Origin of the sequence: Arthrobacter sp. SAFR-044, from assembly GCF_051965175.1 — a bacterium.
Classification (GTDB): domain Bacteria; phylum Actinomycetota; class Actinomycetes; order Actinomycetales; family Micrococcaceae; genus Arthrobacter.
In genome coordinates this window covers 57,701-78,144 of sequence record NZ_JBQCMK010000016.1, presented here as the reverse complement: position 1 = coordinate 78,144, position 20,444 = coordinate 57,701, and the positions used below count along the sequence as shown (strand labels likewise).

Here is a 20,444-nt window from a genome sequence, read left to right as displayed (position 1 = left end):
TTCTGCTGGAGGCGGGACGCCGGCTGGACATGCGGTCAGCCCCTGGCGTGGATTCCACGTCAAACGGTTGAATTTCGACTGCATTCGGCAGATGAGCGGTTCCTCGAAGATTATTCTGTAGGAGTCGGAATCCGAGCCGTCTGCCGACATAAGCGGTCAAATTATTTCCCGCTTCCGAAATAGTGACGTGCAGCACAATTTGCCGGTTTGTCTCACAATGCGGACGAATCGGTCCATTGTTACTTGCAAGTTGGCATTGTTACGCGTCACACTTCCAATGTGAACAAGAACTCAACAGCACCTGCAGCCGCAGAATATTGGCCCAGCACATCCGCTGCTGCCGACATGCGCTGTTGTCGAATGCACGCCTGACCTTCCCACCCACCGAAGTTCTTTAGGCATTCGCCCATTAGCCCAGCGTCGGGCGCCCCTCCCCGATCTGTGCAAGCGGGGAAGTCAGCATTCGGGCCGCGGAGACGGCCATTTCACATTGAGGTAAGCATTCCATGTCAGTTGCATCCGGATACGTCCACATCTCTGTCCGTAACGCCGCCAAGGCGGGCCAGCCCTCCGGGCTTCGTCCCGGTTTCGGTCCGCGCCCCTCGCTTGCTCCCTCCACTTCCGGCAGCAGCTTCCCCGCCCAGGGCTTCGCCCCGCAGGGATACAACCCCAACTCCTACGGCCAGCTCCGTGCCGTGCACCCCGCCGAGTCTCCCATTACTGCCCCTACCCCTGTGGTGCCCGGTGCAAACCAGGTCCGCCCGGTAGCCAACGACAACGTGGCCCGCGGGTTCGTCCTCTACATGGGCATCGATGAGGAGACCGCGGCAGCTGCCGGAACCTCCATCGCCAAACTCGCCCAGGAAATCCGCGCCTACGCCCAGTCGCTGGTCTCCGGCGCCGAGAGCTACGCTGCCGTGGCAGTAGCCCCCGCCGGCACCCCCGGGTCCGCGCTCGACGTCGTCCGTTCCACCTTTGGCGACCCCACGGTCAACTCCCGCCAGCGCACCGAAACCCCCCGCCCTGCCCAGCCGCAGGAACCCCGCCCCTCCGGCGTGCTCATCGACCTCGCCCGCCGCGAGGTCCACCTCGACGGCGAGTCCCTGAACCTGACCTTCAAGGAGTTCGAGCTCCTCAACTACCTCGTCGAAAACGGCACCCGCACAGTGGGCCGCGACGAACTCCTCGAAGGGCTGTGGCGCAACGCGGAGGAAGTGCCCAACGAGCGCACCATCGACGTCCACATCCGCCGCCTCCGCTCCAAGCTCGGCCGCCTCGCCAACACGGTCCGCACCGTCCGCGGCCAGGGCTACCGGTTCTACGAGCACCCGGAGGTTGTTGTCTGGGCCGCTCCGGAGTACTCGATCTAACTCTTGACCTTCGCCCGAAGGGCGGCATATCCCTCGGCGCCTGCGCTCGTTCCTCACGCAACAACGGCGCTGTCGGGACATGCCGCCTTTCGGCGTTAAGCCAGCCCTTTCCAAGCACTGTGCCTCCTCGGCTGTCTGGTCCTTGCGTCACTGTGGGCACGCTGTCAAGCTCTGGTTCTTGGCTGCACTCTGGTTTCGCGCGGGTCTTGTCGTTTCCTGCTCCCGAAAGCGTGCTCTGCGTGACGCTGTTTTCGCTGCCGGGTCCTGGTCTGCGGTGCTTTGGCTGGGGCTAGGCTTGGGCCATGAGTTCGCACCACGTTCGACGCCTTGTGATCATGCGCCATGCCAAGGCTGACTGGCCCGGCGGCGTGGCCGACCACGAGCGGCCCCTGGAGGAGCGCGGACACCGGGAGGCGCCGCTGGCCGGGCGCTGGCTGCTCAAACACAACATCGTCCCGGACTTCATTCTGTGCTCCAGCGCCCTGCGGACCCGGCAAACGTGCACATGGGTCTGCTCCGAGCTCGGCGACAAGGCGCCAACACCCAAACTCGAAGACGGCCTGTACGCGGCATCGGCCCTCCGGATGCTCACGGTGGTCAACCACGTGCCGGACACGGTGACCACGCTGATGCTCATCGCGCACCTGCCCGGCGTGCAGGACCTGGCCATGCACCTCGCATCACGGGACTCGGACCACGACGCCTACATGGACGCCGCCACCCGTTTCCCCACGAATGCACTAACCGTCCTGGAGACGGAGAAGCCGTGGGCAGAACTCGACGGCCAGGACGCCCGGATCACCCGGTTCGCAGTTCCCCGGGCCCACTAGCCCCCGCCTCGCCGGCTGCGATCCCGCGCAGCAGCGCCGCGATGTGCCTGATGCCCGGGCTGGCCGTCATGGTCCTGCGATGGACAAGCCCCACCTGCCGGGCCTGGACAGGGTTGACTACCGGGACAGCCACCACGCCCCGGGGCAGCGCCGGCCGGCCCAGGCGGGGGACCAGCGCAACGGCCACTCCCTGCTCCACCAAAGCTATGTGCGTCGCGAAATCGGGGTCGTAAACCCTGATATCGGGGACCCGCCCCAGGTCGGCGAAGATCCGCAAGAGCGCTTCGTTGCAGATTGCGCCGTCGGGCGTACTGATCCAGCGCTCGTCGACGAGCTGTGCGGGCTCCACCTCTGATTGTTGCGCGAGCGGATGGCTGCTGTGTACCAGGACGTCCGCCACATCCTCGCAGAGCCATTCAAGCGTCAGGTGCTCCGGGATCACCAGCGGCACGGAGTTCCAGTTGTGCACCAGGCCCAGGTCGGCTTCACCGTTGGCCACCCGGGCCACGGCCTCGCGCGGATCCTCCGCCAGGACGGAAAGATCCAGCGCCGCTCCCGACTGCCCAACCCGCGCCAGCAGTGGCCCCACCAGTCCCCGGCAGGCGGTGGAAAAGGACACCACGCGGAGGCTGCCGCTGGGCTTGGCCGGATCCGCCAGGAGGGTGGATTCAAGCTCCTCAAGCTCCGCCAGGATGCGGCGGCCGTAAGCTGCCAGGGCCAGTCCGCGCTCGGTCAACAGGACCCCGCGGCCGCGGCGCTCCAGGACTGCGAAGCCGCCCTCCTTCTCCAGCTTCTTCACCTGCTGCGAAACGGCGGACGGACTGAACCCCATCGCTTCCGCAGCGGCGATGACTGTGCCATGCTGCTCGATGGCCGCGAGGGCGCGGAGGGACCCGATGTCGATCATGAAGCAAAGGTACATGATCGTATATGGAATTAAGCGCTGGTGCTTCATTCGAGGCTCTGCCAGAGTAGGAGCGTGAACCCGCGCGATTCCCTCCTTGCAGTCGTCGTGGCCGTGCTGTGGGGCCTGAACTTCGTGGCCATCGACATCGGACTGCATGCCGGCGGCCAGAACTTCCCACCGCTGTTGTTCGTGGCCATGCGCTTCGTCCTGGTGGTGGTCCCGTGGATTTTCTTTGTCAGGAAGCCGGACGTGTCCTGGAAGGCCATCATCGGCGTCGGGCTCTTCATGAGTGCGGGCCAGTTCGGCCTCCTCTACCTGGCCATGGCACTGGGCATGCCGGCAGGCCTCGCATCGTTGGTCCTGCAGGCACAGGTGCTGCTGACCGTCCTGCTCGCCGCGGTGTTCCTGGGTGAGCGGCCCAGCCGGCGCCAGCTCGCCGGTGTGGGGTTGGGCGTGGCCGGGCTCGCCCTCGTGGCCGTGGGACGAAGCGCCGTGGCGCCGCTCCTGCCGCTGGTCATCGTCCTGGCCGCGGCGGTGTCCTGGGCTGCCGGAAACGTCATCGCCCGGAAGGCCAAAGCAGCCTCGGGCCTGGGACTGGTGGTGTGGTCCGGCGCCGTGGTTCCGTTTCCGCTTGCAGCCTTGTCAGTGCTGGTGGACGGGCCCGGGACAGTCTGGCAGTCCCTGGCCGATCTCCAGGTGCCCACCATCCTCAGCGCCCTGTACACCGCTGTATTCGCCTCACTGGTGGGCTACGGAATCTGGAACCGGCTCCTGGCCAGCCACCCGTCGTCGGCCGTTGTCCCGTTCACTTTGCTGGTCCCGGTAGTGGGCATGAGCGCCGCCTGGCTGGTCCTCGCGGAGGTCCCGTCGCCAACGGAGCTGGCGGGCGGCCTGCTCCTCCTGGGTGGAGTGGCGACGGCGGTGCTCACCGGAGCAGGCGGGCGGCGTCAGCGGCGGGGGAGCGGGCCGCTGCCGGACCTGGGTGCCGGCCTGGGCGAAGGCGAAGCGGACGACGACGGCCGCTTGGCTGCGCTGGACGTCCCCCGTGCCGGGGCGCGGGAGGCAGACGTCCGCTGAACCGCAGATCCCTGGGCGCCGGACGCCTGGCCGCCGGGGACCCGGCCACCCCGTGGTGGCGCAGCCTGCGGGTTGCGTGCCGCGGCCTGGCCACTCCGCTGTGGTGAGTCGCGGGGTGATGGAGGGCGCTGTGATGAAGAACGCTGTGATGAGCCGCGCTGGGCCGTGGGCCGTGGTGCGGGCCTGCGCGCCGCAGTCGTCCGTCTCTTTCCCGGCCACAAAGCACCCAGGAAGAGGACCCCGAACGTTGCCACCAGCGCACCGGCGGCGCCGAAGAAGTAGTTGTCCGGGTCGGTGGTGGGCAGCGGGGTGCCCAGGAAGGACGACTTGCCGTCGAACGCCAGCTCCCATGTGCTGAGGAAGGCCAGGGAAAAGCCAAGGGCAAGGGCGGTCCCGGCACCCGCGGCGAACAGGGCAAAGCGGCGCCGCCGCACCAGGACCTCGGCGACAGCGGCCAGGTAGGCCAGCCCCAGGACGCCCAGGAACGCCAGGAACACTGGCTCCGCGAGGGTCATTGCCGTGAGCACCAGCAGCCCTGCAGCAACGACGCCGCAGATCACCGCGAACTTTCCGCTCTTCCCCGTATGGCGCATGTGCTCCATCATCCCTGAGGAGCGGGCCCCTTCAGGACGTAGCCGCGCATGATGGCCATGATTGCTGCAACGCTTTGGTCACGGGTGCGCTCGGGATTGTACGTCTGGCGGTCCAGGCCCACCACGAAGCAGGCCCCAAAGATGGCCGTTTCCAGGCTTCCCCTCGACACGGAACCGTCCACGGGATAGGCCTTGGCCACTTTCTCCACGGCCTGGCCGATGACTTCCAGGAGTTCCCCGCGCAGGACGGAGAACGTGCCCTGCCATTCGCTGGGAATCCGCCAGTTTTCGCTGACCCACAGCCGCGCGAAGGACGGATACTCCGCCATGAAGTCCATGGCCTGGCCGATCATCGCTTCCATGGCCAGCAAGGGGTCGCGGCCGGCAGCCCCGCCGTCGGCGGCTTCGAGCAGCCTCGCCTTGAGGATGTCCACGCCGTGCCGCAGGAGCTGCGCGATCAGCTCGGACTTGCTGCCGAAGTTGTAATAGACCGTGCCTTTGGAAACCCCGGCAGCTGCCGCGATCTCGTCCACGGTGACGCTGGCAGCCCCCCGCTCGCCGATCAGCTCCATGGAGGCATCGAAGAGCTTCTGGCGGGTGGCGTTGGTCCGGGCAGGCCGCAGCCCCTTGCCCGTGGACGTGGGTTCGGTGGTCATACCGCGATCTCCGGCTTCAGTGTTTTGAGCGTCCAGTACTTGTTCTTCCGCACGGCCAGCGTGGACATGGCCGCGCCCAGCAGCGTGTAGCCCAGCAGGCCCACAAAGGTGGGGGCAATCATGGACAGGTCCCCGCCGTAGATCAGGTGCCGCATTCCGGTCACCACGTATCCCATGGGCAGGACCTGGTGCACCACATGCAGCGGCTCCGGGGTGGTTTGCCACGGGAACGTGCCACCGGAGGACACCAGCTGCAGGACCAGGAGGATGAGCACCACGAGTTTACCGGGGGAGCCCAGCAACGCCACGATGCCTTGGATGAGGGCGCTGAACGCCATGGCGGCGGCCAGCATCAGCAGCCACATCAGGACCGGATGGGCGGGATTGAGCCCCAGTGCGAGGTCCGCCACCAGGGTCAACAGGGAAGCCTGCACCACCGAGACCAGGAAGAAGGGCAACCAGCCGCCCAGGGCGATCTTCCACGACGGCGCGTTGGAGGCCAGCGCACGCTGCGTAATGGGGCGCATCGCCTGGACCAGCATGAAGATCCCGATCCACATGGCGAGCGTGAGGAAGAACGGCGCCAGCCCTGCGCCGTACGATCCGGCCTTGGCCTGCGAGACGTTGCTGACCGCCACGGGATCGGCCATCACCTGGGACAGATTGCTCTTCTGCGCGTCATCGGGGTTCGGCACCTGTCCGGCGCCCTTGCCGATCTCGTCGGACAGGGTGCGGGAGCCGGTAGCGGCCTGGCCCGCACCGTCCGAAAGCTGGGCGGCCCCGGCATCAACCTTCCGCGCTCCGTCCGCAAGGCCGGCAGCGCCGTCGACGGCGGACTGCTCGCCCGCGGCCAGCGCGGCGGCACCCGTGTGCAGCTGGTCAGCCCCTGCCGAGGCCTGCGCGATGCCGCCCTTGAGTGCCGGCATGCCGGCTGCCAGTTGGGCGGCGCCGACGCTGACCGCTTCGGAGCCGCTGGCCAGTTGCTGGATCTGCGCCGCGTCTGCCTGGATCTTGCCCTTGGCCGCTGCCATCGGGCTGGCCGCCGCGGTGGCATCGAAATCGGCCAGGATCTTGTCCGCCTGTTCCTGGGTGAGGACGCCTGACGCTACCAGCCTGCTGTTGGACTCCGCCACGCGGTTGCGGAGGCCCTGGTCCACCGCCTCCAGCTGGGCCGCCATGTCCTGCACCTTGGTGTTCAGTTGTGCGTTCCCGGCGGCAACCTGGGCTGCGCCGGAAGCAAGCGTCTGGGTATCCGTGGGCAGCGTGGCTGTCTTGTCCTTGAGGACTGCCAGGCCGCTGCTGAGCTGCCCCGCGCCGTCGGTCAGCTGGTTCGCGCCGTCGCGCAGCTTCAGCTGGCCGGCATACAACTGGTCAGCCCCGCTGCTTAGGGCTGAGGTCCCCTCGTGGAGGGTGACCGTTCCGTCCCTCAGCGTGGCCACGCCGTCGGCCAGCTTTGAAGCCCCGTCCGCAGCCTGGACCATTTTCGAGTGGATGGTGCCAAACCCGGTGAGCAACTGGTTGGCGGTCTCCTCGCCCACTTCCTTGGCCACCGTGGTGTGCACGGCAGTGGTCAGCTTGTCCACGATGGTGCTCAGGAGGTAGTTGTTGGCATCGTTCGTGGTCACGTTCAGCATGGCCTGGCTGGCGGCGTCAAAGCTGCCGGGGGAGACCAGGTTGGCGGAGAAGTCCTTGGGGATCTTCAGCGCGAAGGCGTACTGGCCGCTGCTGACCCCGGCATCGGCTTCCGTCGAGCTATCCACGGGCACCCAGTGGAAGACATTGCCCTCCAAAAGGCTGTCGGCCACCTTCGTCCCGGCCTCCAGGCGCGTGCCGTCGGCATTCGTGGCGCCGGAGTCCTCGACTACCAGCGCAGCATCCAGGTTGTTGAGGTGGCCGTATGGATCCCAGTTGGCGTAAAGATAGACCGCGCCGTAAAGCAGCGGGACCATGGTCAGCGCCAGGATGGTCAGCTTGGGCAGCAGCCCGCCGGTCATCCGCTTCAGTTCGGAGCGGGCCAGCCGCAGGACAGTCACTTGGCAACCTCAGTTTCGAATCTGGTTTCGTGGTCTTCTGCTTCCGGGGCGGCTTCCACCGGCCCTGTCATCAGCATCTCCGCAGGTACGGCATTGCCGATTCCGGCCACCGGCCCGTCCCACGACGCGGGGACGGCGCTGACTGCCGCCACGACGGCGAGTGGCCGGCCGGCGTCGTACGCCAGCTCCTGGAGGCGGGGCAGCCAGGTTAGCTCATCCGGACTGTGGCGGTCCGGTGAGTCAACCACCAGCAGGTCTGTGCGGGGATTGGCGAGGGCCAGCGATGTCAGCAGTCCAAGCCGGCGCCCGGGTTCCAGCTGCTCCGTCCACAGCCCGGCGATGTCCTCGAAGCGGTTGACCTTGAGCCACGGGCCGCTGAGCAATGCACCCCTATAGCGGCGCGGTACCAGGGCGAGGTCCTCGGTCACCAGGTCGCGGACGCTGAGGTGTTCCTCCGGCTCATTGACGCCGGGGGAATCCACCAGCGCCGCGGCCAGGCGGAGCTGCCTGGTCCGGGACGCGCCGTCCCAGCTGAGCTGGCCGCCGGCCGCCTTCATCCTGCCGCTGAGCAGGAGGGACAACGCCGTGCGCTGGTCCTGCCGGTCGCCGGTCACGAGCAGCAGTTGGCCGCGCGCCACTGTCAACGAGGTGGGGGGAAGCAGCGGGTCCCGGCGTCCTTTGGCGTGGAGCTGGTGTGCTGAGAGCAAGATTGCCTTTCGCAGAAGAAGTCTGCATCAAGGCTAACCGAACTGACTAGTCAGTTCAAATAGAATTCAGAGGCCGTACTTCTCCAGCAGGCGGAGCCACACTTCACTGATGGTGGGGTAGGAGGGGACGGCATGCCAGAGCCGGTCCAGCGGCACCTGTCCCACCACCGCGATGGTTGCGGCGTGCAGTAGTTCGGCCACGTCCGGGCCGGCGAACGTTGCACCGAGGAGAACCTTCCGGTCCTCGTCGACCACCAGTTGCGCCCATCCTTCGTAGTTCTCCGAATGGAGGGAGGAACCCGCCACCTGGATGGGCAGTTCCACGGACGAGGCGTTGTATCCGTCCTTCCTCGCCGCCTTCAGGGTGCGTCCCACGCCAGCCAGCTCGGGGTCCGTAAAGACGACGCTGGGCACGGCATGCTGGTTGGCCGTCTGGGCGTAGCGGCTCCAGTCCCCTGGGGTTCCCTTCAGCTCGCCGTTCGCCCGGGCGGCAATGGCGTCGCCGGTGGCGCGGGCCTCGTATTTGCCCTGGTGGGTGAAGAGGTTCTTGCCTGCGGCGTCTCCCACCGCATAGAGCCACGGCTCGTCGCCGGGTGTTTCCCGGACCAGGCCCGAGGCATCCGTGGACAGGGACAGGTGGCCGGACTCATCAGGCTCGAAACCGACGCTTTCCAGGCCCAGGCCCTCCAGTGCCGGGTGGCGGCCGGTGGAGACCAGGACCTTCTCGGAGGTGACCCTGGTTCCGTCGCCCAGGCTTACGGTGAGGGTTCCGTCGTCGTTTCCGCTGATCCGGTCCGTGGCGGTACGCAGCCGGAGTTCGACGCCGTCCGCCCTCAGTCCTGCCGCGACCAGGGCAGCGGCCTCCTCCGGAAAGTTGCCCAGCAGCCCGCTGCGTGCCACAAGGGTGACGCGTGAACCAAGCCGGGCGAAGGCCTGGGCCAGTTCTGCTCCGGCCACTCCACCGCCCAGCACTGTCAGGCGTTCCGGGATCTCGCTGGCTGACGTTGCTTCGCGGGTTCCCCAGACCTGCACGTCCTGCAGTCCCTCGATGGGAGGAGTGTTGGGGGTGGACCCCGTCGCTAGCACCACAGCCTGCCGGGCCCGCAGCAGGTGCTGCGTCCCGTCCAGGCCGGCCACTTCTACGGCTTTGGGCCCGGTCAGCCATGCGTGGCCCCGCACCAGTTCGATCCCGGTGTCCTTCACCCACGAAACCTGGCTGTCATCCTGCCAGTTGGAGGTGAAGTAGTTGCGGCGCTCCAGGACGGCGGAGGCGTCAAGGGTGCGCGTGACTGCTTCCTTGGCGCCGGGTGTCGTCTGCGCCCCATGGAGCGCGGTGCCCGGCCGAAGGAGCGCCTTCGATGGCATGCACGCCCAGTAGGAGCATTCACCGCCCACCAGCTCCGCCTCCACGAGCACCGCGGTCAGGCCGGCCTGGACAACGCGGTCGGCTACGTTTTCCCCTACGGCGCCTGCGCCGATAACAACAACATCAAATTCGCGCTCAGCAAGCTCGGGCATCATGAGCAAAGCCTAGCCGGGGACGGCCTGCCTGACAGCACAAAAAAGGTCCGCACCGGCGAACCGGTGCGGACCTTATTGGTGCGCCCAAAGGGATTCGAACCCCTGACCTTCTGTTCCGTAGACAGACGCTCTATCCAGCTGAGCTATGGGCGCATTCTGTGTCCCGGGAGGAGAACCGCCCTCCCTGAACCTCGAATTACTTTACGCGAGGTGAGCCGTGATGCCAAATCGAAGCGCATGTAATCTCTGCAACTAGACCGGTATAGGTGACCTTCGTCACTTAATGGGCGTCTTTGGAGCAATAATTCCTTGATTTTCCGCGGAATTCAGTTTTGGTGACCGGATATGTCAGTCAAGCTGCCCAAAAACTGAACTGGTCCGGACCATAGCATTTAGGACACACCGATGAACCCGAGGAAGGGAACTGCAATGGGCGATCTGGCGCAGAAGCCGCTGCTTGAGAAAGCACCCACCACACATGCCGGCCTGCTGGCATGGGTCGAAGAGGTTGCTGAGCTTACGCAGCCGGACCGCATCTACTGGGTTGACGGCTCCGAAGAGGAAAACACCCGCCTCACGGACGAGCTTGTCGCTGCCGGCACCCTGACCAGGCTCAACCAGGACCTGTTCCCCAATTCCTTCGCGGCGTTCTCGGACCCGGCCGACGTTGCCCGCGTCGAGGAGCAGACCTTCATCTGCTCCGAAAACAAGCGCGACGCCGGCTTCACCAACAACTGGATGGACCCGCGGGAGATGAAGGACAAGCTGCGCGGCCTGTTCGCCGGCTCCATGCGCGGCCGCACCATGTACGTCATCCCGTTCGTCATGGGCCACCTCGACGCCGAGGACCCCAAGTTTGGCGTGGAGATCACTGACAGCGCCTATGTTGTTGCCTCCATGCGCATCATGGCCAATATCGGCACCGCAGTGCTGGACAAGATCACCGCGACCAACGCCTTCTTCGTTCCGGCCCTGCACTCGCTGGGTGCCCCCCTGGCGCCCGGCCAAGAAGACGTGGCATGGCCCTGCAACCCGGACAAGTGGATTGTCCACTTCCCCGAGGAGCGCTCCATCTGGTCCTTCGGCTCCGGCTACGGCGGAAACGCCCTGCTTGGAAAGAAGTGCTACGCCCTGCGCATCGCCTCGGTCATGGCACGCGACGAAGGCTGGCTGGCCGAGCACATGCTCATCCTCAAGCTGACCTCCCCCGAGCGGAAGACCTACTACGTCTCCGCCGCCTTCCCCTCCGCCTGCGGCAAGACCAACCTCGCCCTGCTCGATCCCACCATTGAAGGATGGGAAGTGGAGACGCTGGGCGATGACATCACCTGGATGCGGATCGGCAAGGAAGGCGAACTCCGCGCCACCAACCCGGAAGCAGGCCTCTTCGGCGTTGCCCCCGGTACCGGCTGGGGTACCAACCCCAACGCCATGCGCGCCATCGCCAAGGGCCACAGCATCTTCACCAACGTGGCCCTGACCGACGACGGCGGCGTCTGGTGGGAGGGAATGACGGATGAGGTTCCGGCGCACCTGACCGACTGGCAGGGCAATTCCTGGACCCCGGACTCGGACAAGCCCGCCGCCCACCCAAACTCCCGCTTCTGCACGCCGATCGCGCAGATCGACATGCTCGCCGAGGAGTACTACAGCCCGGAGGGCGTGGAACTTTCGGCCATCCTCTTCGGCGGACGCCGCAAGACCACCGTTCCGCTGGTAACCCAGGCCCGCAGCTGGACCAACGGCATCTTCATGGGCTCCACCCTTTCCTCCGAGACCACGGCCGCGGCCGCCGGCCAGGTCGGCGTGCTCCGCCGCGATCCCATGGCCATGCTGCCGTTCATCGGCTACGATGCCGGCGACTACCTGAAGCACTGGATCAGCGTTTCCGGCAAGGCCAACCCGGAACGCCTGCCCCACATCTTCCTGGTGAACTGGTTCCGCCGCACGGCTGACGGCGACTTCGCCTGGCCCGGCTTCGGCGATAATGCCCGTGTGCTCAAATGGGCCATCGAACGCATTGAAGGCAAGGCCGACGCCGTTGAGACCGCCATCGGCTACGTTCCCGCCGGGCACTCGCTGGATCTCACCGGCCTGGACTTGACCCACGCCCACGTTGAAGACGCCGTCCGCGTCGACCGCGAGGAATGGGACGCGGAGCTCGCCTCCATCGAGGAGTGGTACGCCAGGTTCGGTGACTCGCTGCCGGACGCCCTGCGCGCCGAGCTCGGTTCCTTGAAGGAACGGATGGCCGGGCACTAGCGCTCGACGGACCTCCCATACGAACGACGGCCCCGCACCCTTTTTCGAAAAGGTGCGGGGCCGTCGTCGTTTTCCCTCCATCGATTGCTCCGTACTTGTCGTTTTCAACCTTCTAAACGACAAGTGCGTGGGCCCACGCCGGCCGGGTTCCCTGGCCGAGCTTGCGAGGCCAGGGGGCCGGTGGGGAGCAATGGATTTCAGTTGGCGAGCCAGATGTCCGGGCCGAAGACCTCGTAGTGGATGCGGGTGGCCGGGATTCCGGCGTTGATGGCCTCGTTGCGGATGTTCTTCATGAACGGCAGCGGGCCGCAGAGGTACAGGGAGGCATCGGCCGGAAGGTCCACTTCGCGCAGGGACATGAATCCTTCCTTGGCGCCGTCCACCGGCTTCTCCAGCCAGAGCTGCAGTTCGGCACCGTCGAGGCGTTCGACGTCGCCCGTCATCTGGCTGCGCAAGGCCCAGCTGTCCAGGGTGCTTTCGGCGTGCAGGACCAGGACCTGGCGGTCGGAGCCGGCTTCGGCCAGGGAACGCAGGATGGAAGCGGTGGGAGTGCAGCCGATGCCTGCCGAGGCGAGGACCACCGGGCCGTCGCCCTCCTTGAGCGTGATCTCGCCGTACGGGTTGGAGATTTCGACGACGTCGCCCACCTGGACAGTGTTGTGCAGGACGGGGGAGACCTCGCCGCCGTCGTCCAGCTTGGTGGTGAAGGTGCGGCTGGTGCCCGCGTCACCGGAAAGGGAGTACTGGCGGACCTGGCGCAGGCCGTCCGCAACCGCCACCTTCACGCTGATGTACTGGCCGGGAAGGGCCGGGGTGACGGGGGTGTCATCCGCAGGCTCCAGGGTGAAGGTCATGGACCCGGTGCCTGCGGGGGTCTTGGCCTCCACACGCCACGGCATCCACATCTTGTCATTGGCATGGACCGCGTAGAGGCCCTTCTCGAGCTTGATCAGGGCGTCCGCCATCAGCCAGTACACCTCAGTCCAGGCTTCCGCGATCTCGGGGGTGATGACCTCGGCCAGGTCCTCGGCGATGGCCGCGAAGAGGTGCTCGTAGACCACCTGGTACTGCGGTTCGGTGATGCCCAGGGAAGCGTGCCGGTGGGCGATGCGGGAAAGGACGGTTTCCGGCAGGGTTCCGGGGTTGTTCACCAGGTGGGTGGCGAAGGCGGCGATGCTGCCGGCGAGGGCCTGCTGCTGGTTTCCGGAGCGCTGGTTGGAGCGGCTGAACAAGCCATCCATCAGTTCTGGGTGCGCCGCGAAAAGGCGGGCGTAGAAGTTGGGGGTGATGGATCCGATCCGGGAGCCGACCAGCGGCAGGGTGGCCTCAATGACGGGGCGGGACTTGTCCGAGAGCATCTGTACTCCTGAGGTTATGGCCGGGGCCTTCGTCCGGCCGGATGAAAACTCATATTTGAAATGCGAGTATTTCTGCCTCAGTTCTACACCTTGTAGAAGTTTGAAATCAAACCGGGAGCTGGCACCCGGATAAACGGGGCCTAAAGCCCCGGCCGGAGGCCGATCATCTGGAAGACTGGAGCCATTTGCCGGGCCTGCGGAAGGTCCGCAATGACCACGGTGTCCAGTTCGGCGTAGAAGGCCTCCCGGGCGCGGGCCAGGGCGCCGCGGAGCTTGCACTCGCTGATCAGCGGGCAGTTTCCGCCCGGGGCCACGCAGTCGGCCGGATCAGTGCGGGTATCCAGTTGCCGCAGGATCTGGCCGACGGTGGCGATGCGTCCGGCATGGCTGAGGCGTGAACCGCCGGAACGGCCGCGGACGACCTCGATCAGGCCCATGCTCCGCAGCTTGGCCATGGCCTTGCTGACGTGGTTGTAGGGCGTCCCCACCGAGTCCGCGATGTTTTGGGTGGTGAGCAGCGTTCCGTCCGGAACGGCAGCGAGCACCATGAGGGCGCGGAGGCTGACGTCAGCGAAGGCATTGATCTTCATGGCTGCAAGTCCGGTCTAGTCCACCCAGATCGCGGGCTCGCTGGCGTCCGCCCCCAGCTCGCCGAATTCCCAGGTCTGGGTGGTTGCGTTGGCGGCGTAGGGCAGCACCGCCGCGAAAAGGGAACCGTCGCGGTGCTCGGCGGCAACATGGATGGCATCCGAATCCTCCTCTACCAGCAGGATGTCGCAGACCACCGCGGCGGCGCGGAAATCGTCGCGGTTCTGGCGGAGGAGGGCCTGCAGGTCGCGGATCATGGCGTCGGCGTCGAAGTCTCCGTCGCTGCCCTCTCCGGCATCTGCGGGGGAGACGGCAACCAGCCGGACTTCGCCGTCGTTCTGGACGGTCAGCGCGAAGGGCAGGAAGCCGCCGTTGCGCTGGAGCTGCTCCTGGGCCGCGCTGACGCCCGTGCCCAGGAGGTTCTCCAGGTCCGTTGCCGTGGCTTCCGGGACGGAATCACGCCAGCCCTCCTGGCCGCTGTGTCCGTCCGCTGCCTGCCCGGTATGGTCAGTCATCCGGTGCTAGGCCCGCACCAGCGACAGGACGCGGTCGCGGACGCGTTCCATGGTGGCCCGGTCCGTGGCCTCGGCATTGAGCCGCAGGAACGGTTCGGTGTTGGACGGGCGCAGGTTGAACCAGTAGCTGCCGTCGTTGGCCGTGAACGTGCTGCCGTCCATGTTGTCGATGGTGAGGTCCTCGTCCGCGAATGCCTGGCGTACGCGCTCCACCGCTGCCGGCTTGTCCTCCACCTCGGAGTTGATCTCACCGGAGCTGACGTAGGGCTCGTATTCGCGTGCCAGCTCGGAGAGCGGGCCGTGCTGCTCGCCCAGCGCTGCCAGGACGTGCATGGCGGCCAGCATGCCCGTGTCAGCGTTCCAGAAGTCGCGGAAGTAGAAGTGGGCGGAATGCTCGCCGCCGAACACGGCGCCTTCCTTGGCCATGACTGCCTTGATGAAGGAGTGGCCCACCCGTGTGCGGACCGCGCGTCCGCCGTCGTGCTCCACAAGTTCGGCGACTGCGCGTGAGGTGAGCAGGTTGTGGATGATTCTGGGCGTTTCCTCGCCCTGGGCCTTGGCACGGGCAATTTCCCGGCGGGCCACCATGGCGGTAATGGCCGACGGCGACACGGGCTCGCCCTTTTCGTCGATCACGAAGCAGCGGTCGGCGTCGCCGTCGAAGGCGAGGCCGATGTCCGCGCCGTGTTCGATGACTGCTGCCTGCAGGTCGCGGAGGTTTTCCGGCTCCAGCGGGTTGGCCGGGTGGTTGGGGAACGAGCCGTCCAGCTCGAAGTACAGGGGAACGATATCGAACGGCAGTTTGGGCAGCAATGCGTCGCCCAGGACGGCGGGGGTGGTCAGGCCGGCCATCCCGTTGCCGGCGTCCACCACTACCTTCAGCGGGCGGGACGCGGAAAGGTCAACGAGCTTGCGCAGGTACTCGGAGTAGTCCTTGAGGACGTCGCGGACGCTGATGAGGCCCTTGGCGCCGGCAGCGGGGATGGAGCCCGAGTTCAGGTACTGCTCCGCGAGGGCCTGGATGTCCTTGAGGCCGGTTTCGGAGGAGATGGGCACGGCGCCTGCCTTGGCCATCTTGATGCCGTTGTACTCGGCCGGGTTGTGGCTGGCGGTGAAGGTTGCCCCGGCGCGGTTGAGGAACCCGCAGGCGAAGTACAGCTCGTCCGTGGAGATCAGGTCCAGCAGCTCCACGTTGGCGCCCCGTGTTGCGGCTCCGTGGGCGAAGGCCTTGGTGAACTCAGGGGAGGAGGGGCGCATGTCCCCGCCCACGACGATGGTCTGGCCCTCAAGCTGCAGGACATCCACGAACGCGGCCCCCACGGCTTCGACGATTTCGGCGGTGATCGACTCGCCGACGATCCCACGGACGTCGTAGGCCTTGAAGGATGCCGAGAGATCAAATGTCGTTGTCTGTTCGCTAGTCACGGGCTTTATCTTACGTGTGCGGCGCATGTGGCGAAGGGGACTTGGGGATAACTTGCGTAACAGCCGAGGCTTTGCGGCGACTGCCTGGCCTGTTTCCACATAGCGGCGTGAGGCTGCGCCGGGTGTCGGAGGGTGCTGGGATACTGAATCAATGGCCAATAACCAGTACGCTTCCACAGTTTCCGCTACCGCAGTTGCAGATACGGCAGGTCCGGACGGGCCGGGGACCGCCACGCACGCCGAGGCGCTTGAGGTCCTTCGCGGGCTGGTGGGCCACCCCGATGCGGTCTTCCACGACGGGCAGTTTGAAGCCATCGAGGCACTGGTCGACGGCGGGCGGCGGGCCCTGGTGGTCCAGCGCACCGGCTGGGGCAAGTCCGCGGTGTACTTCGTGGCCTCCCTGCTGCTGCGCCGCCGGGGCGCCGGGCCCACGCTGATCGTCTCGCCCCTGCTTGCCCTGATGCGGGACCAGGTGGCGGCCGCCGCCCGGGCCGGGGTCCGCGCCGTGGCCATCAACTCGGCCAACCAACTGGAGTGGGACACGGTCCGTGGGCAGCTGGCCGCGGATGAGGTGGACGTCCTGCTGGTTTCCCCCGAACGGCTGACAAATCCTGCATTCCGGGAAACCCAGCTGCCGGAGCTGCTCCGCCGGACGGGGCTGCTGGTCATCGACGAGGCCCACTGCATTTCCGACTGGGGCCACGACTTCCGCCCCGATTACCGCCGGATCGCGGACCTCATCACCCGCCTCCCTGATTCGGTCCCGGTCCTGGCCACCACGGCCACCGCCAACTCACGGGTGGTGCATGATATCGAGGAGCAGCTCGGCGCGGGGGTCCTGACCATCCGCGGTTCCCTGGGCCGCGATTCACTGCGGCTGGGCGTCCTTGCGCTGCCCAATTCCAAAGAGCGGCTGGGGTGGCTGCTCACCCACCTGGCAGATCTTCCGGGCAGCGGCATCATCTATACCTTGACCGTTTCCGCGGCGGAGGACACCGCCCGGCTCCTGTCCGAGGCGGGACACAACGTGCTGGCCTATACGGGGCGGACGGATCCGGCGGACCGGGAGCGGGCAGAACAGCTCCTGAAGGACAACCAGGTCAAGGCGCTTGTGGCCACCTCTGCGCTCGGAATGGGTTTCGACAAGCCCGATCTTGGCTTCGTCGTCCACTTGGGCGCGCCGTCGTCGCCGGTGGCGTACTACCAGCAGGTGGGCCGCGCCGGCCGTGGCGCGGCGAATGCCGACGTACTGCTGCTGCCCGGCTCCGAGGACCGGGAGATCTGGCAGTACTTCGCCACGGCGTCGATGCCGTCCGAGGAGAAGGCGGCCGCCGTGCTGACGGCGTTGGCCGAGGCAGGAACCGCACTGTCAACCGTGGCGCTGGAAGCCAGGGTGGACCTCCGCCGCACGCCGCTGGAGCTGCTGCTGAAGGTCCTGTCAGTGGACGGAGCGGTGGAGCGGGTCGGCGGCGGCTGGCGCTCCACGGGCCAGCCGTGGGTTTACGACGCCGAGCGCTACAGCCGCATTGCGGAGGCGCGGGTGGACGAGCAGGATTCCATGGTGATCTACCAGGACACGGCCGGTTGCCGGATGGAATACATCACCTCGGTCCTGGACGACGAGACGGCCCGGCCGTGCGGCCGGTGCGACAACTGCGCCGGCCAGTGGTTCCCTGCGGATGTGGCCGCAGACGCCACAGCGGCGGCCAGCCAGACCCTCAGCAGGGCAGGTGGCGTCCTGGAACCGCGTCTTCAGTGGCCCAGCGGCATGGACCGGCTTGGGGTTCCGGTGAAGGGGAAGCTCAAACCCGGTGAGGGCCTCTCGGAGGGGCGCGTCCTGGCCCGCCTGACGGACCTCGGCTGGGGCGGTGCCCTGCGGGAACTGTTCGCAGCGGGCGCGGAGGACCGGCAGGTGGATCCGGGCATGCTCCAGGCCTGCGTGCAGGTACTGCGCGAATGGGGGACCGGCGATGGCCGCAACCCGGGATGGAGCGCGGCGGGCAGGCCGGCCGCCATTGTGGGGGTGCCGTCCCGCAGCAAGCCGCAGCTCGTCGGCTCGTTGGCAAGGGGCATCTCCGAGATCGGGCGCATTCCCTACCTCGGCGAGCTGCAACTGGCGCACGGCGGTCCCACCGGCGGGCGCGGCGGCAACAGCGCCTACCGGCTGGCGGGGGTATGGGACCGGCTGGTGGTGGGCCCTGAGCTCCAAGCCGCCCTGCAGTCCATCCACGGACAGCCGGTGATGCTGATCGACGACCTCACGGACAGCCGGTGGACCCTCACCGTTGCGGGGCGCGCCCTTCGGCAGGCCGGGGCGGGAGCGGTGCTGCCCCTGGTGCTGGCCCAGGCCGGCTGACAGCTGCCCCGGCATGCCGCGGGAGCAGGATGCTGTCCGCGGTGCTGGCCAGCATCAGGACGGCCATTACCAGGAATGCGCCGCGGAAAGGGCCGGCCGGATCCTGGGCCGCGGATCCCAGGCCGTCGAAGCTTCGGATCAGCAGGGCGGCTATGGCGATGCCGGAACCCGTGCCAAGCTGCACCAGCGTTGCGGAAACAGTGTTGGCCGACGTGAGCTGGGCGGGGGGAATGTCTGCGTACTGGACCGAGGCGTAGGCCGAAAAGCCGATGGAGCGGAAGGCGCCGCTGCACACCAGCAGCGCGGCCATCAAAGCCACGGGCGTTTCCGGCGTCATCAGGGCGCAGAGGGCAAAGGTAACGGCTGAGGCCAGCGAGGCAAACACCAGCATTGCCTTGAAGCCGAATTTCCGGATCAGCGGGGTGGTAGCGGGTTTAATCCCGATGTTGCCGATGAACACCGCTGCCACCAGGGCCCCGGCCTGGAGCGGCGACCAGCCAAATCCTTCCTGGAACATCAGCGGCAGCAGGAACGGGACCGAGCTGATGGTGACCCGGTAGATGAACCCGCCCGTGGCCATGGCCCGGAACGTCCTGGTGCGGAAGACCTGCAGGTTGAACAGGGGATGGGGAGCCCGGCGCATCCAGAGGACGGCGCCGGTGAGTGCTGCTACCCCGGCCAGGGCGCTGATTCCGGCCCAGGGCAGTTCCGGATGGCTGCTGGCGAGCTCCAGGCCGGCCACCAGCGCACCCACCCCCACCGTGGTCAGGGCCATTCCGGGCCAGTCCAGCCGTCGGTCGGGATCCCCGGCTACCGCCGGAACCAGCCGCAGTGAGGCCACGAACGCGGCAACGCCGAGTGGAAGGTTCACCAGGAAGATCCAGTGCCACGAGAGATACGTGGTGAGCGCCCCACCCACGAGTGGGGCGAGGACCGGTGCCAGGAGCCCGGGCCACACCAGGAATGCGGTGGCGCGCAGCAGCTCGGCCTTCGGGGTGCCCCGCAGCACCACCAGGGTTCCCACCGGCACCATCATGGCGCCACCGGCACCCTGGGCAATGCGGCTCAGGGTCAGCGTCACCAGGTCCTGGCTGAGGGCGCAGGCCAGGGACGAGAGGGTGAATACCGCGATGGCCGTGCCAAAGATCCGCCTGGCACCAAACCGTTCCGCCAGCCAGCCGCTGAGGGGAATGCCGATGGCCACTGTCAGCAGGTAGGCAGTCATGGTGATGTTGACGTCGGCCGCGGGGATGGCGAAATCCGCTGAAATGCTGGGGATGGCCGTGGTCAGGACCGTGCCGTCCAGGAATTCCATGAAGAACGCTGCCGCCACCAGGAGCGCCAGGCGCGGATTCCAGGCCGTATGAACGCCGTCCGGGTGGTGTGGGTTGCTGCGTGCCGCCATGGGCTAATCCTGCCACCGCGGCAGCGGCCCCCGCCCTCCGCGTCCAGTGGCCGGACAGCGCGTTCCAGAATGCCCCGGAAACGCAAAAGGCCCCGGTCCAGGGGACCGGGGCCAAACGCGGAGACGGGGGGATTTGAACCCCCGGTCGAGTTTAACCCCGACCCTTCATTAGCAGTGAAGTCCATTCGGCCGCTCTGGCACGTCTCCAGTTGCTATTACTAGCCCACCAAGGATACGCAGATCCGGCCATGCAGTGCAAAACGGTGCCCATCACAAGCTCCGCCCCGGTAAACGCGTGCGGGTGCTGCGGGGTCAGCCCTGCGCCGGGCGGACCATTCGGATCTCCGGGAGGTCCTCCCACTCCGGCAGGACGTCCGCTGCGCCGTCCGGTGCAAAGCCGAAATGGCGGTAGAAACCGATGGCCCGGCTGTTGGCGGCTGCCACCCAGAGGCTCGCCGCCCTGGAGCCGATGGCCGCGTCCAGCAAAAGGGCGCCCACGCCAAGACCCTGGTGCGAGGCCAGCAGGTACAGCCCCCACAACTCCAGGTCTCCGGAGGCAGGCGGCGGATGCCCTTCCGGGGAGCCGGGGGCAGGCAGCCGGCGCGAACCGGCAAACCCCACCACCGTCCCGCCGTCGCACGCCACCCACGCCTCGGCAGGTTCGGCCCGGTCCAGAAGGTGCTGCCAGAGCCGCAGCCGGTCTGCCGGGTCCACGGCGGCGAGGAAGGCATCGGACAGCATGCCCCGGTAGGTCTCCTGCCAGCACCGGACGTGCACCTGGGCCAGCCGCTCCACGTCCGCGGCAACGGCCCGCCGTACCGCCAGCCCGGGTGCCATGGAG

16 protein-coding genes and 2 tRNA genes are annotated in these 20,444 nt (G+C 67.1%); 5 read left to right on the top strand and 13 right to left on the bottom strand.

Translation table 11 applies throughout. The features are described from left to right. Positions 1 to 506 precede the first annotated feature (506 nt). Both ACTHQS_RS19235 and ACTHQS_RS19230 read left to right on the top strand, forming a co-directional pair. A complete protein-coding gene (locus tag ACTHQS_RS19235; protein WP_440172058.1) occupies positions 507 to 1,370 on the top strand; it encodes a winged helix-turn-helix domain-containing protein in 864 nt (287 codons plus the stop codon). A gap of 302 nt (positions 1,371 to 1,672) precedes the next feature. Beyond that, positions 1,673 to 2,200, top strand: coding sequence for a SixA phosphatase family protein (locus ACTHQS_RS19230; RefSeq protein WP_142030196.1), 528 nt, complete (start codon positions 1,673 to 1,675; stop codon positions 2,198 to 2,200). Here the strand turns inward: ACTHQS_RS19230 and ACTHQS_RS19225 are convergent. Continuing rightward, positions 2,169 to 3,107, bottom strand: a complete 939-nt coding sequence (locus tag ACTHQS_RS19225) for a LysR family transcriptional regulator (protein WP_440172056.1) — start codon at positions 3,105 to 3,107, stop codon at positions 2,169 to 2,171. The two genes, ACTHQS_RS19230 and ACTHQS_RS19225, sit on opposite strands and share 32 nt — an antisense overlap. A gap of 72 nt (positions 3,108 to 3,179) precedes the next feature. On the opposite strand from ACTHQS_RS19225, the gene ACTHQS_RS19220 reads away from it, so the two are divergent. Further along, positions 3,180 to 4,184, top strand: a complete 1,005-nt coding sequence (locus ACTHQS_RS19220; RefSeq protein WP_440172054.1) for an EamA family transporter — start codon at positions 3,180 to 3,182, stop codon at positions 4,182 to 4,184. 601 nt (positions 4,185 to 4,785) lie between these two features. Here the strand turns inward: ACTHQS_RS19220 and ACTHQS_RS19215 are convergent. From ACTHQS_RS19215 to ACTHQS_RS19195, 5 genes are all read right to left on the bottom strand, one after another. After that, on the bottom strand, positions 4,786 to 5,433 hold the full coding sequence (locus tag ACTHQS_RS19215; RefSeq protein ID WP_440172052.1) for a TetR/AcrR family transcriptional regulator: 648 nt from the start codon (positions 5,431 to 5,433) through the stop codon (positions 4,786 to 4,788). Continuing rightward, positions 5,430 to 7,466 carry a YhgE/Pip family protein gene (locus ACTHQS_RS19210; protein ID WP_440172050.1) on the bottom strand — a complete coding sequence of 679 codons (2,037 nt, stop codon included), beginning with the start codon at positions 7,464 to 7,466 and terminating at the stop codon, positions 5,430 to 5,432. The genes ACTHQS_RS19215 and ACTHQS_RS19210 overlap by 4 nt, the downstream gene beginning before the upstream one ends. Next, positions 7,463 to 8,173: an ABC transporter ATP-binding protein gene (locus ACTHQS_RS19205; RefSeq protein ID WP_440172048.1), complete on the bottom strand. Its 711-nt coding sequence runs from the start codon at positions 8,171 to 8,173 to the stop codon at positions 7,463 to 7,465. The genes ACTHQS_RS19210 and ACTHQS_RS19205 overlap by 4 nt, the downstream gene beginning before the upstream one ends. Positions 8,174 to 8,239: 66 nt before the next feature. Continuing rightward, on the bottom strand, positions 8,240 to 9,694 hold the full coding sequence (locus ACTHQS_RS19200; RefSeq protein ID WP_440172046.1) for a dihydrolipoyl dehydrogenase family protein: 1,455 nt from the start codon (positions 9,692 to 9,694) through the stop codon (positions 8,240 to 8,242). Between the two features lie 76 nt (positions 9,695 to 9,770). Continuing rightward, positions 9,771 to 9,847, bottom strand: a tRNA-Arg gene (locus tag ACTHQS_RS19195). A 276-nt stretch (positions 9,848 to 10,123) separates the two neighbouring features. On the opposite strand from ACTHQS_RS19195, the gene ACTHQS_RS19190 reads away from it, so the two are divergent. After that, complete coding sequence (locus ACTHQS_RS19190) at positions 10,124 to 11,956, top strand: phosphoenolpyruvate carboxykinase (GTP) (RefSeq protein ID WP_440172044.1); 1,833 nt, start codon at positions 10,124 to 10,126, stop codon at positions 11,954 to 11,956. A 197-nt stretch (positions 11,957 to 12,153) separates the two neighbouring features. Here ACTHQS_RS19190 and ACTHQS_RS19185 read toward each other — a convergent pair whose 3' ends face one another. From ACTHQS_RS19185 to ACTHQS_RS19170, 4 genes are all read right to left on the bottom strand, one after another. Continuing rightward, positions 12,154 to 13,314 carry a globin domain-containing protein gene (locus ACTHQS_RS19185; protein WP_440172042.1) on the bottom strand — a complete coding sequence of 387 codons (1,161 nt, stop codon included), beginning with the start codon at positions 13,312 to 13,314 and terminating at the stop codon, positions 12,154 to 12,156. Between the two features lie 140 nt (positions 13,315 to 13,454). Continuing rightward, entirely contained in the window at positions 13,455 to 13,904 is a 450-nt protein-coding gene (locus tag ACTHQS_RS19180) for an RrF2 family transcriptional regulator (RefSeq protein ID WP_440172040.1), read from the bottom strand. 15 nt (positions 13,905 to 13,919) lie between these two features. Next, complete coding sequence (locus ACTHQS_RS19175; protein WP_440172038.1) at positions 13,920 to 14,417, bottom strand: hypothetical protein; 498 nt, start codon at positions 14,415 to 14,417, stop codon at positions 13,920 to 13,922. 6 nt (positions 14,418 to 14,423) lie between these two features. Then, a complete protein-coding gene (locus ACTHQS_RS19170; protein WP_440172036.1) occupies positions 14,424 to 15,842 on the bottom strand; it encodes a phosphomannomutase/phosphoglucomutase in 1,419 nt (472 codons plus the stop codon). 151 nt (positions 15,843 to 15,993) lie between these two features. On the opposite strand from ACTHQS_RS19170, the gene ACTHQS_RS19165 reads away from it, so the two are divergent. Next, entirely contained in the window at positions 15,994 to 18,198 is a 2,205-nt protein-coding gene (locus ACTHQS_RS19165; RefSeq protein ID WP_440172034.1) for a RecQ family ATP-dependent DNA helicase, read from the top strand. Here the strand turns inward: ACTHQS_RS19165 and ACTHQS_RS19160 are convergent. The 3 genes from ACTHQS_RS19160 to ACTHQS_RS19150 all read right to left on the bottom strand — a co-directional run bounded on the left by ACTHQS_RS19160 (position 18,122) and on the right by ACTHQS_RS19150 (position 20,440). Further along, a complete protein-coding gene (locus tag ACTHQS_RS19160; protein ID WP_440172032.1) occupies positions 18,122 to 19,603 on the bottom strand; it encodes an MFS transporter in 1,482 nt (493 codons plus the stop codon). The two genes, ACTHQS_RS19165 and ACTHQS_RS19160, sit on opposite strands and share 77 nt — an antisense overlap. Before the next feature lie 118 nt (positions 19,604 to 19,721). Continuing rightward, positions 19,722 to 19,810, bottom strand: a tRNA-Ser gene (locus tag ACTHQS_RS19155). 105 nt (positions 19,811 to 19,915) lie between these two features. Beyond that, complete coding sequence (locus ACTHQS_RS19150) at positions 19,916 to 20,440, bottom strand: N-acetyltransferase family protein (protein ID WP_440172030.1); 525 nt, start codon at positions 20,438 to 20,440, stop codon at positions 19,916 to 19,918. Positions 20,441 to 20,444: the final 4 nt, after the last annotated feature.

Coding starts and splice junctions, on each gene's coding strand:
- ACTHQS_RS19165 (WP_440172034.1), top strand. CDS start 15,994: ATGGCCAATAACCAGTACGCTTCCACAGTTTCCGCTACCGCAGTTGCA.
- ACTHQS_RS19230 (WP_142030196.1), top strand. CDS start 1,673: ATGAGTTCGCACCACGTTCGACGCCTTGTGATCATGCGCCATGCCAAG.
- ACTHQS_RS19185 (WP_440172042.1), bottom strand. CDS start 13,314: ATGCTCTCGGACAAGTCCCGCCCCGTCATTGAGGCCACCCTGCCGCTG.
- ACTHQS_RS19160 (WP_440172032.1), bottom strand. CDS start 19,603: ATGGCGGCACGCAGCAACCCACACCACCCGGACGGCGTTCATACGGCC.
- ACTHQS_RS19190 (WP_440172044.1), top strand. CDS start 10,124: ATGGGCGATCTGGCGCAGAAGCCGCTGCTTGAGAAAGCACCCACCACA.
- ACTHQS_RS19225 (WP_440172056.1), bottom strand. CDS start 3,107: ATGATCGACATCGGGTCCCTCCGCGCCCTCGCGGCCATCGAGCAGCAT.
- ACTHQS_RS19175 (WP_440172038.1), bottom strand. CDS start 14,417: ATGACTGACCATACCGGGCAGGCAGCGGACGGACACAGCGGCCAGGAG.
- ACTHQS_RS19200 (WP_440172046.1), bottom strand. CDS start 9,694: ATGATGCCCGAGCTTGCTGAGCGCGAATTTGATGTTGTTGTTATCGGC.
- ACTHQS_RS19235 (WP_440172058.1), top strand. CDS start 507: ATGTCAGTTGCATCCGGATACGTCCACATCTCTGTCCGTAACGCCGCC.
- ACTHQS_RS19150 (WP_440172030.1), bottom strand. CDS start 20,440: ATGGCACCCGGGCTGGCGGTACGGCGGGCCGTTGCCGCGGACGTGGAG.
- ACTHQS_RS19215 (WP_440172052.1), bottom strand. CDS start 5,433: ATGACCACCGAACCCACGTCCACGGGCAAGGGGCTGCGGCCTGCCCGG.
- ACTHQS_RS19180 (WP_440172040.1), bottom strand. CDS start 13,904: ATGAAGATCAATGCCTTCGCTGACGTCAGCCTCCGCGCCCTCATGGTG.